Origin of the sequence: Micromonospora sp. NPDC047738, assembly GCF_040642675.1 — a bacterium.
GTDB lineage: Bacteria > Actinomycetota > Actinomycetes > Mycobacteriales > Micromonosporaceae > Micromonospora.
In genome coordinates this window covers 131,318-146,763 of sequence record NZ_JBEYSO010000004.1, presented here as the reverse complement: position 1 = coordinate 146,763, position 15,446 = coordinate 131,318, and the positions used below count along the sequence as shown (strand labels likewise).

At 72.5% G+C, this 15,446-nt stretch carries 12 protein-coding genes; 8 read left to right on the top strand and 4 right to left on the bottom strand.

What is annotated here, in order from left to right; translation table 11 throughout:
• Positions 1-34 precede the first annotated feature (34 nt).
• The 4 genes from ABZ783_RS08900 (at position 35) to ABZ783_RS08885 (ending at position 3,885) form a co-directional block, all read left to right on the top strand.
• The gene (locus ABZ783_RS08900; RefSeq protein WP_357435535.1) at positions 35-970 is read left to right on the top strand and encodes a diacylglycerol kinase family protein; all 936 of its coding nucleotides are present in this window, start codon (positions 35-37) and stop codon (positions 968-970) included.
• 42 nt (positions 971-1,012) lie between these two features.
• On the top strand, positions 1,013-1,816 hold the full coding sequence (locus ABZ783_RS08895; RefSeq protein ID WP_357435534.1) for a nucleotidyltransferase domain-containing protein: 804 nt from the start codon (positions 1,013-1,015) through the stop codon (positions 1,814-1,816).
• A 54-nt stretch (positions 1,817-1,870) separates the two neighbouring features.
• Complete coding sequence (locus ABZ783_RS08890) at positions 1,871-2,974, top strand: hypothetical protein (protein WP_357435533.1); 1,104 nt, start codon at positions 1,871-1,873, stop codon at positions 2,972-2,974.
• 98 nt (positions 2,975-3,072) lie between these two features.
• Positions 3,073-3,885 carry an SAM-dependent methyltransferase gene (locus ABZ783_RS08885; RefSeq protein ID WP_357435531.1) on the top strand — a complete coding sequence of 271 codons (813 nt, stop codon included), beginning with the start codon at positions 3,073-3,075 and terminating at the stop codon, positions 3,883-3,885.
• A gap of 107 nt (positions 3,886-3,992) precedes the next feature.
• Here ABZ783_RS08885 and ABZ783_RS08880 read toward each other — a convergent pair whose 3' ends face one another.
• A complete protein-coding gene (locus tag ABZ783_RS08880) occupies positions 3,993-4,850 on the bottom strand; it encodes a peptidoglycan-binding protein (RefSeq protein WP_357435529.1) in 858 nt (285 codons plus the stop codon).
• Between the two features lie 543 nt (positions 4,851-5,393).
• Complete coding sequence (locus ABZ783_RS08875) at positions 5,394-6,215, bottom strand: hypothetical protein (protein ID WP_357435527.1); 822 nt, start codon at positions 6,213-6,215, stop codon at positions 5,394-5,396.
• 649 nt (positions 6,216-6,864) lie between these two features.
• Here ABZ783_RS08875 and ABZ783_RS08870 point away from each other — a divergent pair.
• Positions 6,865-8,043 (top strand): substrate-binding domain-containing protein, encoded by a 1,179-nt coding sequence (locus ABZ783_RS08870; protein WP_357435526.1) that lies wholly within the window; start codon positions 6,865-6,867, stop codon positions 8,041-8,043.
• 59 nt (positions 8,044-8,102) lie between these two features.
• Here the strand turns inward: ABZ783_RS08870 and ABZ783_RS08865 are convergent, their stop codons facing one another.
• Positions 8,103-8,957 (bottom strand): S1 family peptidase, encoded by an 855-nt coding sequence (locus tag ABZ783_RS08865; protein WP_357435524.1) that lies wholly within the window; start codon positions 8,955-8,957, stop codon positions 8,103-8,105.
• A gap of 185 nt (positions 8,958-9,142) precedes the next feature.
• On the opposite strand from ABZ783_RS08865, the gene ABZ783_RS08860 reads away from it, so the two are divergent.
• The 3 genes from ABZ783_RS08860 (at position 9,143) to ABZ783_RS08850 (ending at position 14,174) form a co-directional block, all read left to right on the top strand.
• Positions 9,143-11,938 carry an FAD-binding and (Fe-S)-binding domain-containing protein gene (locus ABZ783_RS08860; RefSeq protein WP_357435523.1) on the top strand — a complete coding sequence of 932 codons (2,796 nt, stop codon included), beginning with the start codon at positions 9,143-9,145 and terminating at the stop codon, positions 11,936-11,938.
• An 84-nt stretch (positions 11,939-12,022) separates the two neighbouring features.
• Positions 12,023-12,427: a glutaredoxin domain-containing protein gene (locus ABZ783_RS08855; protein WP_357435521.1), complete on the top strand. Its 405-nt coding sequence runs from the start codon at positions 12,023-12,025 to the stop codon at positions 12,425-12,427.
• A 214-nt stretch (positions 12,428-12,641) separates the two neighbouring features.
• A complete protein-coding gene (locus tag ABZ783_RS08850) occupies positions 12,642-14,174 on the top strand; it encodes a hypothetical protein (protein ID WP_357435520.1) in 1,533 nt (510 codons plus the stop codon).
• A 49-nt stretch (positions 14,175-14,223) separates the two neighbouring features.
• Here ABZ783_RS08850 and ABZ783_RS08845 read toward each other — a convergent pair whose 3' ends face one another.
• Complete coding sequence (locus ABZ783_RS08845; RefSeq protein WP_357435519.1) at positions 14,224-15,441, bottom strand: MFS transporter; 1,218 nt, start codon at positions 15,439-15,441, stop codon at positions 14,224-14,226.
• Positions 15,442-15,446 lie beyond the last annotated feature (5 nt).

Genomic DNA, 15,446 nt, shown 5'->3' with positions numbered 1-15,446 from the left:
GTGGACGATCCGGCCGTTGGGTACCACCGTGGCCATGAGCACGCGCACCGCTGACCGCCCCGGCATCGAACCGGCCACCCAGGTGGCCGGCGTCGTCGCGGTCGTCGCCCACCGCAAGAAGACTCTCGGCGGCGGCCTGGACGAGCTGCGCACCCGCCTGGTCGCCGCCGGAGTCGGCCGGCTCCTCTGGTACGAGGTGCCGAAGAGCCGCAAGGCACCGAAGAAGATCCGCAAGGCGCTCGACCAGGGCGCCGAACTGATCCTGGTGTGGGGCGGCGACGGGATGGTGCAGCGCTGCGCCGACACCCTGGCCGGAACGGACGTGCCGATGGGCATCCTGCCGGCCGGCACCGCCAACCTCTTCGCCAGCAATTTGGGCATCCCCAAGGAACTGCCCGAGGCGCTCCGAACCGCCCTGCACGGCCCACGACGCAAGCTCGACCTGGGCCGGATCAACGGCGAGCACTTCGCCGTGATGGCCGGAGCGGGCTTCGACGGCGACCTGATCCGCGACGCCGACCGCAAGCTCAAGGGCCGGCTGGGCCGGATCGCCTACGTCTGGACCGGCCTGCGGCACGTGCGCGGCGAGCTGATCCACACCCGGATCCGGGTGGACGGCGCCGACTGGTTCGACGGCGAGGCCAGCTGCGTGCTCTTCGGCAACGTCGGCACCATCACCGGCGGCATCCCCGCCTTCGACGACGCCCGCCCCGACGACGGCGCCCTGGAGATCGGCGTCGCCACCGCCAGCGGCGCCGTCGACTGGGCGCGGACGCTGGGCCGGATGGCCGCCGGACGTTCCGCCGACTCACCCCTGGTCCGGATCACCCGCGGTCGCCAGGTCCGGGTGCGCTTCGCCGCGCCCAAGACGTACGAGCTGGACGGCGGCGCGCGGGGCACGACGCGGCGGCTGAAGGTGAAGGCGGTGCCCGGGGCGTTGACCGTCTGCTGCCCCGACCCGCCGCGCTGACCCGACCGGCCCACCCCCGAACGGGCCGGGCAGGATGCGGGCATGGACGACGACGTACGCGGATACCTCGCCGGACTGGTGGACCGGGCCCGGGCGGTGCTCGGCGACAATCTGGTCGGCGCGTACGCGGCCGGCTCGGTCGGGCTGGGCGCGTACCAGCCGGGGCGCAGTGACGTGGACGTGGCGCTGGTGGTGGCCCGCCCGCTCGACGGCGCGACGAAGCGGGCGCTGGTGGACCGGCTGCGCCACGAGGCCCTGCCCTGTCCGGCGCGCGGCCTGGAACTGGTCGCCTACCGGCGGGACGTCGCCGCCTCCGGCACCCCCGAGCCAGGGTTCGAGGTCGAACTCAACACCGGCCAGACCATGCCGTTCCGCGCCACGTACGACCCGGCGGACCGGCCCGCCGCGGACGGGCGGTTCTGGTACGCCCTCGACCGCAGCATCCTGCGCCAGTCCGGGCTGAGTCTGGCCGGCCCGCCCGCGGCCGACGTGTTCGCCGATCCCACGCCGCAGGACCTGCGCCGGCTGCTGGTCGCGGCGCTGACCTGGTGGCTGGCGCTGCCGACCCCGCCCGGGGACGGTCCGGCCCCCGGTGCGGAGGATGCCGTGCTCGGGGCCTGCCGCTCCCTGGTCCGCTGCCGCGAGGGCGTCTGGCTCGCCAAGGCGGACGCCGGGCGGCGGCTCGCCGCGGGCCCGGTCCGGCCCGGCCCCGGTCGGGTCGGCCGCGAGGACGCCGACCTGATCGGGCGGTCGATCGAGGCCCGCCGGGGTGGGCCGCCGCCGAGCGGCCCCGAGGCCCGCGCCTTCCAGCGCCGGGTCCTCGACGAGATCGCCGCTACGCATTGACGGAGTTCGACTCCCTATTGTAAACAAGGTGTACCGCTGAGTCGGGGAGGCCGTATGCGACGCTCGGTACCGCTGGCCACGCTCCTGCTCGCGCTCGCCACCGCCACCCCCGCAACCGCCGCGCCGCCACCCCGGCCGGCGCCCGCACCCGCCGCGGCCACCCCGATCCAGGTCTACGGCGCCTGGCACTGCGGCAACGACTACTGCACCTGGGGCACGGCCCGCACCGTGGCCGAGTTCGACAGCCAGAACCACTGGCTGATCGACCGGGGCGACGGCCGACCGTCGGTCAACCTGGTGGTGCTCAGCTTCGTCAACCCGCTCGACCTGTTGCACCAGAGCACCGACGCCACCACCCTCGACGGCGTGCCGCGCGGCATGACCCCCGAGATCGTCGGCTGGTTCACCGCCCACGGCGTGCGGGTGATGCTCTCCGTCGGCGGGATCACCTACACCGACGACTGGAACGCCGCCCTCGCCGAGAACCCCACCCTGCTCGGCCAGCGGGCCGCCGCGGTCGCCGCCCGTCTCGGCGTCGGCATCGAGATCGACTACGAGCAGAACAGCGGCCCCAACCTCGCCGGCCTCCAGTCCTTCATCGACGCCTACCGGGCGGTCCACCCGTACGACGCCAGCGGCGCCCGGCCCGAGGCCCGGCTCACCATCGACGTGGCGGCCGGCGACCGGTGGTTGATCGAACTGAACCGCAAGGCCACCGCCGACTGGCTGCGCACCGACACCCCGGTCCTCGACTACGCCAACGCCATGGTGCCGGCCCGGCCCGCCTCCGCCAGCACCTCGCAGGCGAGTTGGCAGGAGCACGTCGACGGGAAGCCGCAGTACAGCCCACCCGTGCCGCCGCTGGCCCCGGCCAAGTTCACCGGCGGCGTCTACCTCGCCTACGGCGGCAAGCCGCTGCCCGAGTGCGTCGACTACGCCACCTCGGTGCAGCGCGCCGCCGCCCCGTATGTACAGAGCGTCGCCCCGCACGGCGCCGGCGCCACCCCGGGCATGCTCGGCTTCATGTTCTGGGCGGCGGAACGCCCCGCCACCCGGGGGATCGGCACGGTGCCGCCGAACACCTGCGAGCGCGGCGCCAGCGCTGGGGCGACGGCGTTGGCCGTCCCGGTGCCGATGCCGGCCCTGCGGCAGAGCTGACCCGGCGGCGCCCACCGGTCACCGCGACCATCCGACGTTGCCGCCGGTCCCCTGTGGCACCTACGCTGTCCGCGACCAGCAGACACAAAGGAGCGTCGGTGACCGAGAAGCCGCTTACCGCCCCGGCCCGCGCCGACGCGCTGGACACCAGCGTCCCGCACTCGGCCCGCCTGTGGAACTACCTCCTCGGCGGCAAGGACAACTTCGCGGCCGACCGGCAGGCCGCCGAGCAGGTCCTCACGTTCCTGCCGGAGCTCGTCCAGTCGGCCCGGTTCAACCGGGAGTTCCTCGGCCGCGCGGTCCGCCACCTCGCCGGTGAGGCCGGTGTCCGGCAGTTCCTCGACATCGGCACCGGCCTGCCGACGGCCAACAACACCCACGAGGTCGCCCAGGCCACCGCACCGGAGTCGCGCATCGTCTACGTCGACAACGACCCGATGGTGCTGGTGCACGCCCGCGCCCTGCTGACCAGCAGCCCCGAGGGCGCCACCGACTACATCGAGGCGGACCTGCGCGACCCGGAGCTGATCCTGGCCGAGGCCCGCCGGACGCTGGACTTCGACCAGCCGGTCGCCATCATGCTGCTCGGCATCGTCAACTTCATCGTCGACGACGAGGAGGCGATCCGCATCGTCCGGCGGCTGGTGGACGCCGTGCCGGCCGGCAGCTACCTGGTGCTGTCGCACCCGACCCGCGAGGTCAACGGGGAGGCGGTCGACCGGGCGCTCGCGATGTGGAACGACGGCGGCTCCGCCAAGATGGCCGTCCGGACCCCGGCGGCGATCGGGCGGTACTTCGCCGGGCTCGAACTCCTCGAACCCGGTCTGGTCACCTGTTCCCGGTGGCGTCCGGACGGCAACGACACCACCCCCACCTCCGAATACTGCGCGGTGGGCCGCAAGAACGGCTGAGCGCAGCTCCCGGCCCGAACTCGGGGCGGGCGCCGAGCCGGCCGCCCGGGCGCGGTGCCGGGGCGGCCGGGATCCGCGGATCAGTCCCGCACCCAGGTGAAGCCTGTTCAGTAGGTGACCCGGACGCCCATCTGCGCCCAAGTGAGCCGGCCGACAATGCCGTCGTCGGTGAGCCCGCGCATCCGCTGGTACCAGCGGACACCCGCGTCGGTGCGCTCGTCGAAGTCGACGCCCGGCGGGCCGCACCGGCGGGTGCCGACGAACCGCTTGACGAAGGCGACGTCGTCGCCGGTGCTGCCCCGCCGCACGGTGCGGGAGCCGGGCGCGCGCCCGGGCTGCGGCGGGGGCGGCGCGGTGGCCTTGCGCAGGGCGGCGAGGGTGGCCGGACCGACGAGACCGTCCACCGTGAGCGACCGGGCCCGTTGGAAGCTGCGGACCCAGGCGGTGGTCCGGGCGCCGAACGCCCCGTCGACCGTGAGTCGGGCGGCGAGCCGGTTGGCCAGCGTCTGCAACTCCCGTACGTCGCTGCCCTGGCACCCGGCGCGCAGCACCCGGTCGCCGAGCCGGGTCACCGCCGCGGTGGCGATGCCCCACGGCCGCTGGCTGTCCTCCAGCGCACGTTGGTGGCTGACGCTGACGTGCAGGTGTTTGTTGTGGGGATTGGTGCCGGTGTAGCGCGCCGGGGCGAAGCTACGCACGCGGCTCCAGATCACCCGGTTGTAGATCACGTACTGGCAGGACGGGTGGGTGATGCAGTGGCGGACCACGAGCAGCGGGTCGATGCCGTCGACGTCCACGTCGATGGCGTTGACCGAGCGGTCGTCACCGTCAGGGTTGTGGTCCGAGCTGCGCGCCTGGTGGGCGGCGTCGCCGATCCAGCCGTCGGAGCTGCGGTCGCGGTGCGGCCACCGGGTGTTGATCTCCTCGCGCAGCACCCGCAGGGTGGGTGCCAGATGAGCGCCCACGTCAGTGCTCCTCGTCCATGGCCAGGTCGTAGTCGACCTCGTCGCCGATCAGGGACTCCGGGTTGTCGTCCTCCTCGAAGACGGTCACCTGGTATTCCGGATCGACCGTGACGCTGTCCATTTCTGTGCCTCCGCTTTCCGTTAGGGCCGGCGCGGGCGGCGTCCACGCCGGCGGGTCGCCGCTGCGCCGCGGGCCGTCGGGGCTGGCCGGGCGAGGGCTGTGTCCACTGTCGAAAGCCCAGGTCAACGCGGCAAGGCATGAGTCGGCTTTCGGCGATGCGGCGACCCGAGCGGCGGCCGATCCGCGCCGATCGAGCAGCGTGGCCGCCGACCGGCGGGGCGGCGGCCGGTGATCGGGGGAGCCCCGGGCTCCGCCGGGCGGTGGTGTGCGGGCCCGATCGGCGGGGCGGCCCACCGGTTTGGTCGGGCCGCCCGCGCCGCTCGCCGACACGGCCTGCCCCCGTCGCCGCCCAGGCCGCACCAGCCGGTGGGCTTATGCGGGCACCTCCACGGCCAGCGGCTCCAGGTCGGCGCGGACCGCCTTCACCTCCAGTAGAAGGCGTGCGTGGCGGGCGAGCCGTCGACGGTGCGGACCCGGAACCTGCCGTCGCGGACTCGGCCGGCGGCGAGCGGGCAGACCAGCTCGTCGTCGTCGAAGACCGGGGTGAGGTGGACGGTCCGGCCCTCGGCGCGGGTCAGCGCCTCGAAGTACGCGGGCAGCTCGACCGTGGCCGCGCCGTCGGTGGGCCGGCCCTCGCCGCGGTAGTAGACGCCGTTCTCCGGTCCTTCGAGCGCGGCGTGGATGAGCTGGCGGCGCTCGGTGGCGTCCGGCGGGTCCAGCGGGTGGTCGATGGCGAACTGCTTGGGCGTCGCCGGACCGACCACCATCTTGCCGGTCACCCGCATGTCGCCGCCGAAGGAGCTGCGGTTCTCCACCCAGAGGCAGCCGCTGTCGTTGCCGGCGACCCCACCGAAGCCGACGTACACGCCGGCGGCGTTGAGCAGGTGCAGGCGTTCCGGACCGCCGATGTGCAGCCGGGTGCCGCCGTTGATCCAGCTCCAGTTGGGCAGGGTGAGGTTCCCGTTCACCCACGCGTTGCCCTGGACGGTCAGGTCCCCGTTGCCGGTGCCGTCCCTGAACACGGTGACCCCGCCGCTGGCCCGGACCGCGAGGTTGCCCTCGCCGGTCAGCGACAGGCCGCCGCGCCCGCGCAGGGCGCTCGCGCGCAGCTCCCGCACACCGAGGTCGGCGTACGGCTTGCTGCCCTCGGCGTAGCTGAGGTTCGGCCCGTCGGCGCTGCGGTCGACCAGCTCGAAGCCCTTGCCGGCGCGGAACGACAGCTGGGCGTGCTGTATCCCCCACAACCATGGGTCCGACGACGGGCGCCCCGACCCGTCTGGGGCGGTTGAACGTCTACTCAGGTCTTTCCGCCGACGGGGACCCGACGGTCGCTTGCCGGGGCCGACGGGCGGGCGCTAGTGCGCCGTCCACCAACGCTCGCCGGGTTGACCGCCGACTGCGGGCCTCTCGTTGGCCGCTGGCGTTGACACCTACGGCGGTCAGCGCGTGGACGTTGACCGGCCTACGGGCTCGCAGACCGTCAATGCGGGTGCTCGACGCGCCCCGACAGCAACCGCTACGAAATCTATGGCCATAAATTACACAAGGGATGCGCGGTGTCGGCATGCATGCATAGAGTCTGCGGTCAAGGTCATCCATAACATCTATGAAACACAATGGACATGATTGTCCATTCGGCCCCGCCCCGTCATGATTGCGCCGGCCGAGTGAACGGTGGACATCGACCGACCGTCGCATGGAAACGGGGTGATCGCCCAGGATCTTAATTGCCGGAGCTGTTGTTCCGTCCTGGCGAGGCATCGCACTCGCCAGGTGGCCGACCATTGGTCGACTGGCCAATGGTGTCGGTTCCTCGCGGAATCCGAGGCAAGCTGTGTCAGATTTCTCCGGAAAGTGAGTTGAGATCCCATCATGAACAGACTCTCACGGGGCGTGAGCGTCCTCGGTCTGGTCTCCGTCCTCGCAGTCAGTGGCGCAACCATCGTGCAGGCGACTGGTACCGACTCCTCGGCAGGGCTGGTCTCCTGGGGCGTTCCGCATCTGCCGACGAACATCCCACTCACCGAGGAGGAGAAGGCGAGGGGGCGGGAGCATGGCCGCGCCCTCCCGCAACCGGAGTTGCTTCAGCCGTCCCTTGACCCCGCCCTACCCACCTTTCAGCCCGCGTACCAGCGCAACGAACTCAGGGGTGATTTGAAATGCGCCTCGTCTGACGTCCTGCCTGGCCTGGCGAAGGCGTGGATCGCCAAGCTGAAGGAGTACTACCCGAAGGTCAACATCTCGGTCGACCCGCCCTACGCCGGCAGCCTGGGCGCCCTAGAGTTGATCGAGGGCAATCTGGACTGCGTCTTCGTGTCCCGGGAACTCAAGCCCACGGATGTCTCCGGCTTCCGTGAGGCCTTCGGCTACGACCCGTTCAGCGTGCCGATTTCAGGTGGCAGCTACCGGCATTATGGATTTCTGGACGCCATCGGCTTTGCGGTGCACAAGGAAAATCCGATCGGAAGGCTGTCATTCGACCAGCTCGACGCCATCCTGTCGACCACGCGTCACCGCGGCGGTGCGCCGATCCGGACCTGGGGCGATCTGGGGCTCACCGGCGAGTGGGCCGACAAGCCGATCCACATCTATGGCATTTCGCCATGGAACGGCTTCGAGGAATTCACCCGCCAGCGGGTGCTGAACTACAACGGTAACCGCGGTGAATGGCGTTCCGGCGTTGCCGCCCCGGGTGTCCCGAAGGATCCGGACGTCACCTGGGAGAGCACCGTCTTCAAGGTTGCCGAGCACATCGCCAACGACAGGTACGCCCTTGGCTACACCGGTTTGGCGTACGTGGATCAGCCGGTGAAGATGCTGGCCCTGTCCGATCACAACAACAGTCCGGTATACGCGCCGACCTATGAGAATGTCGCCACTGCAGAATACCCGCTGAGCCGGCTGATCTATCTGAACTTCAACCGTGACCCGCAGCGACCGGTGAACGCAATCTTCGCAGAGCTCCTCCGCCTGATCCTCAGCGAACAGGGCCAGCAGATCGTCAGAGCACAGGGAATTTACCTGCCGCTCCGGTCCGAGCAGGCAGTCCGAAGCAGAGAGATGCTCCGGTAATCGATCAACAATGGCCTTCCCGGCGTGCGGCAGCCGGGAAGGCCATTGTCGGGCGGTTGTCAGTAGACGGTCACGCCGTAGGCGCTGGCCGCCTCCGGGACGGGCTGGTAGAAGGTGGTGCCGCCGGACCGGCAGTCACCGCTGCCGCCGGAGGTGATGCCCAGCGCCTTGGTGCCGTCGTAGAGCGGGCCGCCGGAGTCGCCCGGCTCGGCGCAGACGGTGGTCTGGATCATGCCCTTCACGGTGCCGCTGCCGACGTAGCGGACCGTGACGTTCAGGGCGGTCACCGTGCCGCTGTGCGTGCCGGTGGTCGAGCCGGTGCGCTTGACCGCCTCACCGACGAACGCGTTCGCGGCCGTGTAGCCGCCCGGGTGGGTCAGCGACGTGTTGTCGTAGCGGACCAGGGCGTAGTCGTTGCCCGGGAAGCTGGAGCCGACGGTCGCGCCGATGAGTGTGGTCTGGCTCGAGTTGGTGTACCAGGTGTTGGCCACGTTGCCGCAGTGCCCGGCGGTGAGGAAGTAGTAGGTGCTCCCCTTGACCACGTTGAAGCCGAGCGAGCAACGGTAGCCGCCGCCGTAGATGGCGTTGCCGGCCGACAGCAGCGGGCGGAAGGTGCCCCGGGCCCGGTCGACCCGGATCGCGCCCGCCTGGGCGCCGGCGCTCTTCTTGACCGTGGCGAGTTCGGCGGCGGAGACGCTCTCGTCGGCGGTCACCACGACCCGGCCGGACGCCTTGTCCACATGCCAGGCGATGCCCTCCACTCCGGAGGCGCCGACGGCGGCCTCGACCCGGGCGAGCTGGTCGGCGGTGTAGGTCTGCGGGGCGGCGGAGGCGGCGCCCGGCACGGTGAACGCGCCGGCGGCCACCAGACCGACGGCCGCGGCGAGCAGTGGGGTGAGTCGGCGGATTCTCACGGTCTCCTCCTAGGAGGGTGCTGGCCGCCGGTTGCGTCGGCGCCCGGGGACGTCGCCGGGGAGCGCGTCGGGGTTGACCTCGGCGAACGCTTCAGCCGCGAGTATCCATCCATGTCGATGCAAATTGCAAGGGGTCGATCGCCGCCGGATCACCGCTGGTTAGGGTGGAACCGGGGAGGTGGGCGATGACGCCGGAGATGACTGGGACGCTGCTGGCCGGGCTGGAGGCGGCGGTCCCCGGCGGGGTGCGGACCCGGGCCGCCGACCGGCTCCGGCTGGCCCACGACGCCTCCCACTACCTGCTGCACCCTCGCGCGGTGGTCACCCCGACCGACGCCGACCAGATCGCCGCGCTGCTGCGACACAGCCGGCAGACCGGCACGCCGCTGACCTTCCGCTCCGGCGGCACCAGCCTCAGCGGGCAGGCGGTCAGCGACCAGCTCCTCGTCGACACCCGCCGGCACTTCCGCGGGCTGGCGGTGCTCGACGACGGCCGCCGGGTCCGGGTACAGCCCGGGGTGGTCCTGCGGCAGGTGAACAACCGGCTCGCCCCGTACGGCCGGCGGCTCGGGCCGGACCCGGCCAGCGAGTCCGCCTGCACGGTCGGCGGTGTGGTCGCCAACAACTCCAGCGGGATGACCTGCGGCACCGAGTTCAACACCTACCGGACGCTGGAGTCGCTGCTGCTGGTGCTGCCCAGCGGCACGGTGCTGGACACCGGCGCCCCCGACGCCGACGCCCGGCTCCGGGCCATCGAGCCGGAGCTGCACGCCGGCCTGCTGCGGCTGCGCGACCGGGTCCGCGACAACCCCGACTCGGTGCGCCGCATCCGCGCCCAGTACGCCATGAAGAACACCATGGGATACGGGGTGAACGCCTTCCTCGACCACGACTCACCCGCGGATCTGCTCACCCGCCTGGTGGTCGGCAGCGAGGGCACCCTCGCGTTCGTCGCGGCGGCCACCTTCCGCACGGTACCGGCGCACCGGCACGCCGCGACCGGCCTGCTGGTCTTCGACACCCTGGCCGCCGCGATGGCGGCGATGCCGGCGCTGGTGGCCGCCGGGCCGGCGGCGATCGAGCTGCTCGACGCCGCCGCGCTTCGGGTCGCCCAGCGCGACCCGAAGGCGGACGCCGCGCTGCGCGGCCTCGCGGTCCGCGACCACGCGGCGCTGCTGGTCGAGTGGCAGGAGTCCGACCCGGACGCCCTCGCCGAGCGGGTGGCGGCGGCCGGACCGGTGCTGGCCGAGCTGCCGCTGACCACCCCGGCCCGGCTCAGCGGCGAGGCGGCCGCCCGCGCCGCGCTCTGGCACATCCGCAAGGGCCTGTACGCGGCCGTCGCCGGCGCCCGCCCCTCGGGCACCACCGCCCTGTTGGAGGACATCGCCGTCCCGGTGGCGGCGCTCGCCGACACCTGCGCCGCGCTCGCCGACCTCTTCGACCGGCACCGGTACTCCGAGAGCGTGATCTTCGGCCACGCCAAGGACGGCAACCTGCATTTCATGCTCAACGAGCGGTTCGCGCACGGCGAGGCCCCGGCCCGGTACGCCGACTTCACCGAGGAGATGGTGGATCTGGTCCTCGGCCACGGCGGCACGCTCAAGGCCGAACACGGCACCGGCCGGGTGATGGCCCCGTACGTGCGGCGCCAGTTCGGCGACGAGTTGTACGCGGTGATGCGCGAGGTGAAGACGCTCTGCGACCCCGACGGGGTGCTCAACCCGGGGGTGCTGCTCAGCGACGACCCCGACGTCCACCTGCGGCACCTGAAGACCGTGCCCACGGTCGAACCCGAGGTGGACCGCTGCGTCGAGTGCGGCTACTGCGAGCCGGTCTGCCCCAGCCGCGACCTGACCACCACCCCACGACAGCGGATCGTGCTGCGCCGGGAGATCGCCGCCGCCCGCGCCGACGGCGACCTCGCGCTGGCCCGGGAGCTGGCGGACGCCTACGACTACGACGCGGTCGACACCTGCGCGGTCGACGGCATGTGCGCGACCGCCTGCCCGGTCCTCATCAACACCGGCGACCTGGTGAAACGGCTGCGCAGCGACCGCACCGGCAGCGTGGCGCAGGCCGGTTGGCGCGGGGCGGCCGACCGGTGGGGCGCGGCCACCCGGGGCATGGCCCGCGGCCTGGACCTGGCCGGCGCGCTGCCGCCCGCGCTCCCCGAGGCGGCCACCCGCGCCGCCCGCGCCGTGCTCGGCGCCGACCGGGTCCCGCAGTGGCGACGCGACCTGCCCCGCGGTGGCGAGGTCCGCCGGCCGCGCCCGGTCGACGAGCCGGACGCGGTCTTCGTCCCGTCCTGCCTGGGCACGCTCTTCGCACCCGCCGAGGGCGGGCCGGGTGTCGCCGCCGCCGTGCTCACCCTGGCCGAGCGGGCCGGGGTGCGCCTGCTCGTGCCGGACGGGGTGGCCGCCATGTGCTGTGGCACACCCTGGTCGTCCAAGGGCCTCACCGCCGGCTACCAGCGCGTCCACGACCGGGTGCCGCCGGCGCTGCGGGCGGCCAGCCGCGACGGGGCGCTGCCCGTGGCCAGCGACGCGGCCTCCTGCACCGAGGGCTTCGCCAAGCTGCTCGCCGACGCCGGCCCGCTGCGAGTGGTCGACGCCGTCGCGTACGCCGCCACGGAGCTGCTGCCCCGGCTCACCGTACGGCGCCGGCTCGGCGCCCTCGCCTTGCACCCGACCTGCTCGTCGACCCGGCTGGGGCTGGACGAGGCGCTGCTCACCGTGGCCCGGGCGATCGCCGACGAGGTCGTGGTTCCGGACGGCTGGCAGTGCTGCGGCTTCGCCGGGGACCGCGGGCTGCTGCACCCGGAGCTGACCGCCGCGGCCACCCGCGAGGAGGCGGCGGCCGTGTCCGCCCGGCCCTTCGACGGGTACGCCTCGGTCAACCGGACCTGTGAGATCGGGATGGCCCGGGCGACCGGGCAACCGTACCGCCACCTGCTCGAACTCCTGGCTGACGCGACGGCCTGAGAGTTCCGCCCCGCCGGGATCGGGGCGCGAGGGGCGACCGGCGGTGCCCGGGTAGCATTCCGCGGCGTGCTGCGGAGTTGGTGGATGGCCAGCGTGATGCTGGCGTGCGGGGTGCTCGTCGCGGTCACCCAGGACACGCCCGGGCTCGCGGTGGCCCAGTTCCTGATCTTCCTGGTGCTGGCGGCCCTGTTCTCCCCGCTGGTCTTCCCGCGGTCGCTGCCGGCCGGGCAGGCGCAGCAGCGCAGCGCCCGGGACGGCCGGCCGGTCGTCTACTGGCGGCCCGGCTGCCGGTACTGCCTGCGGCTGCGGCTCCGGCTCGGCCCCCGGGCCGGCGGGGCGTACTGGGTGAACATCTGGCGTGACCCGGCCGGCGCCGCGGCGGTCCGGGCGGTCACCGGCGGGGACGAGACGGTCCCGACGGTCGTGGTGCGTGGCGAGGCGGTGGTGAACCCGGAGCCGGCCTGGTTGCTGCGGCGGCTGACGCCGTAGCGGATCGTGGCAGCACCGGGTCAGGTCCGGCCGCCACCCGCCGGGCGCAGATTGACGCGGTGTCGGACGGGGCCGGTCAGGAGCCAGCCGGCGAGGACGGCGGCGGCGATTCCGGAGACCAGGAGGGGGAGGGTGCCTGAGCTACTTGCCGTGCGCCTGTTCGCATTGACCGTTCGAAATAGGGTTGAGGCCCGTCTTCTGGAGGAGGGTGTCGATGGGTCGAGCGCTGCGGGTGGGTCTGCCGGTTCTGCTGCTGGGCGCCGTCGGCTGGTACGCCTCGTACGCCACCACCATTCTCGTGTGGGAGCTGCGCAAACTCGTGCCCTGGCTGATCGCGCCAGCCCTGGTGGCCCTGCTCGCCGGGGCGCCGGCCCTGCTGCGACTGCTCACCCACCGGCTCGGCGGGCGCAAGACCAGGTTCGCCGCAACCGGCGGGATCGTCCTCGGCTGGCTGGGCGCCGCCGTCGGACTGGCCCTGGGGGTGTGCTGGCTGGTCTACGGCGAATACCTCCAGGACCGGGGGTACGTGACCACCATGCGGGTGGTGACCGATCCGGTCCCGGAGTTGACCGCACGCGCGCCGTACCTGGTCGGCAAGGCGCAGGCCGCGCCCAACCTGGGCGACGTCACCGGCGAGATCACCGACATCAGCTACCTGCCCGACTCCGACCGGTTCGGCGTCCTGGTCGAGCGGCGCGGCTGGTTGACCGGCTACGAGGTCGGCCTGGTGCAGGAGGTGCCGCTCGGCGGCAACAGCCGGGCGCAGCAGCGGTGCCGGTTCGACGCGTCGACCGCCGATGCGCGGATCGGCGGCTGGTTCACCCACAACCTGGCCCGGAAGATCTCCGCCGAGCGGCGCTGGGTCCGGTTCTCCGCCGACGACGCGTACGTCTACTGCCAGGGGGAGACCCCCGTCGTGGTGGTGCCGCTGAAGCGACAGACCGGAATCCTGGTGGTGACCGAACGGCCGGCCGGTGTGGCGCTGTACGACGGCCAGACCGGGAAGGTCACGATCACCGACGACTCGACGAAGGTGCCCGGACCGTCTTATCCGATCAGCCTGGCCGCCCGCCAGCGGGAGGGCACCGCCGCCGTCGGCGGTTTCGCCGACTGGTGGTTCGAGCGCAGCGGCTGGGACGCCTCCGAGGACGGCGCCAACGACGGCAACGAGTCGGAGTTCGCCCTGCGCTACCGCGACGGCAGTGGGCGCAGCGCGTACGTCACCCCGCTCACCCCGCAGGGCGAGGCCAGTTCGGTGGTGGCGGTGTCGACGGTCCCGACCCGGCACCCCGGCGGTCGTCTCGCTCCGCTGACCGTGCACCGGCTCAGCCCGACCTGGTCGTCGCCGCAGGCGATCGTCGCCCTGATCAAGTCGGAGTACCGGGATGTCTGCTGCTGGAACGACGACCAGGTGTTCGAGGTGGTGCCGACCGGCGGCAGCACGTGGACCGCCACGCTCGGCAGTGAGCAGAGCATCCGGTACCGGGTGGAGGGCCGGGGCCAGATCAACGGCCGGGAGGCGACCTGCCTGAAGAACGCCGACGGCACCCTGGTCCGCTGCGCGTACGCCGCCCCCGGCTCACCGGAGGAGCAGGAGTTGCAACGCCGGGAGCAGCAGAAGCAGCAGGAGCAGGCGGCGAACGGCGGCACGGACCCGGGCGACCTGACCAGGTACACCGACGAGCAGTTGGCCGACCTGAACCGGCGGGTCGCCGAGGAGGTCAACCGCCGCCTCAAGGAGCAGTAGCGGTCGGTGGCCGGGGCACGGTGGGCGGCAGCGGTCGGCATCTCTCCCCCTACCTCCGGCGCAACCTCAGGTTGCCGAGATGTCGGATGGGGCCGGTGAGGAGCCAGCCGGCGAGGACGGCGGCGGCGATTCCGGAGACCAGGAGGGGGAGGGTGCCGTCGTGACCCCAGGCGAATCCGGCCCAGAGGCCGGCGACCAGGATCGCCAGGCCGCTCAGTCCCTGGAACAGGCCCTGGCCGGTGCCCTGTTCGTGACGGGCCAGGAGTCCGGAGATCCAGGCTTTCCCGACGCCGTCGGTGAAGGCGGTGAATCCGCCGTAGGCGGCCAGGAGCACCCACGCGGCGGTGTGGGAGTGGGTCAGACCGAGCCCGGTGTAGGCGAGGGCGAAGAGAATCAGGCCGGCGCCGAAGACCGTGCGGGGTGACAGCCGATCGGCGACGACCCCGGCCGGGTAGCTGAGCACGGCGTAGACCGCGTTGTAGGTGACGTAGGCGCCGATGACCGCGGGGACGGAGAAACCGATCTCGTGCAGGCGGAGGAGCAGGAGTGCGTCGGGAAAGTTGACCAGGCTGAACAGCGCCAGTACGCCGACCACCCGCCAGTAGCGGCTGGGCAGGTGCCGCGGGTGCCAGCCGGCGGTGCGGTGGCGGCGGCGGGGTGGCTCGCGGACCGCGACGACGAGGATGGCGCTGGCCACCGCGGGCACCACGGCGATGACGAGCAGCGGCCGGATGTGGTGGTGCAGCAGTTCGTAGCCGGCGAGACCGATGAGCGGTCCGATCACCGCGCCGGCGGTGTCCATCGCCCGGTGGAAACCGAAGGCCCGCCCTTTTGCGGTCTCCGGCACACCGGTCGCGATCAACGCGTCCCGGGGTGCGCCCCTGATGCCCTTGCCCAACCGGTCGACGCTGCGACCGGCGAGGACGATCGGCCAGACGGTGGCGGCGGCGATGGCGACCTTGCCGAGCGCGGCGAGCCCGTACCCGAGGCCGATCATCGGGCGAGCCCGGAACCGGTCGGCGACCCGGCCGCTGACGACCTTGCTCAACGCGGCCGTGCCCTCGGCGATACCCTCCACCGCGCCCACCACGGCAGCGGGCGCCCCCAGCACAGTGGTCAGGAAGATCGGCAGGATCGGGTACAGCAGCTCCGACGCGGCGTCCTGCAGCAGCGACACCCCGGACAGGACCTTCAGGTTCCGGGTCAACCAGGAACCAGCGGGCTGACCAGCGGCGTTGGGCTCGACGGGCGGCTGCTGCTCAGTCACCCTGT

Coding starts and splice junctions, on each gene's coding strand:
- ABZ783_RS08900 (WP_357435535.1), top strand. CDS start 35: ATGAGCACGCGCACCGCTGACCGCCCCGGCATCGAACCGGCCACCCAG.
- ABZ783_RS08895 (WP_357435534.1), top strand. CDS start 1,013: ATGGACGACGACGTACGCGGATACCTCGCCGGACTGGTGGACCGGGCC.
- ABZ783_RS08890 (WP_357435533.1), top strand. CDS start 1,871: ATGCGACGCTCGGTACCGCTGGCCACGCTCCTGCTCGCGCTCGCCACC.
- ABZ783_RS08860 (WP_357435523.1), top strand. CDS start 9,143: ATGACGCCGGAGATGACTGGGACGCTGCTGGCCGGGCTGGAGGCGGCG.
- ABZ783_RS08855 (WP_357435521.1), top strand. CDS start 12,023: ATGGCCAGCGTGATGCTGGCGTGCGGGGTGCTCGTCGCGGTCACCCAG.
- ABZ783_RS08850 (WP_357435520.1), top strand. CDS start 12,642: ATGGGTCGAGCGCTGCGGGTGGGTCTGCCGGTTCTGCTGCTGGGCGCC.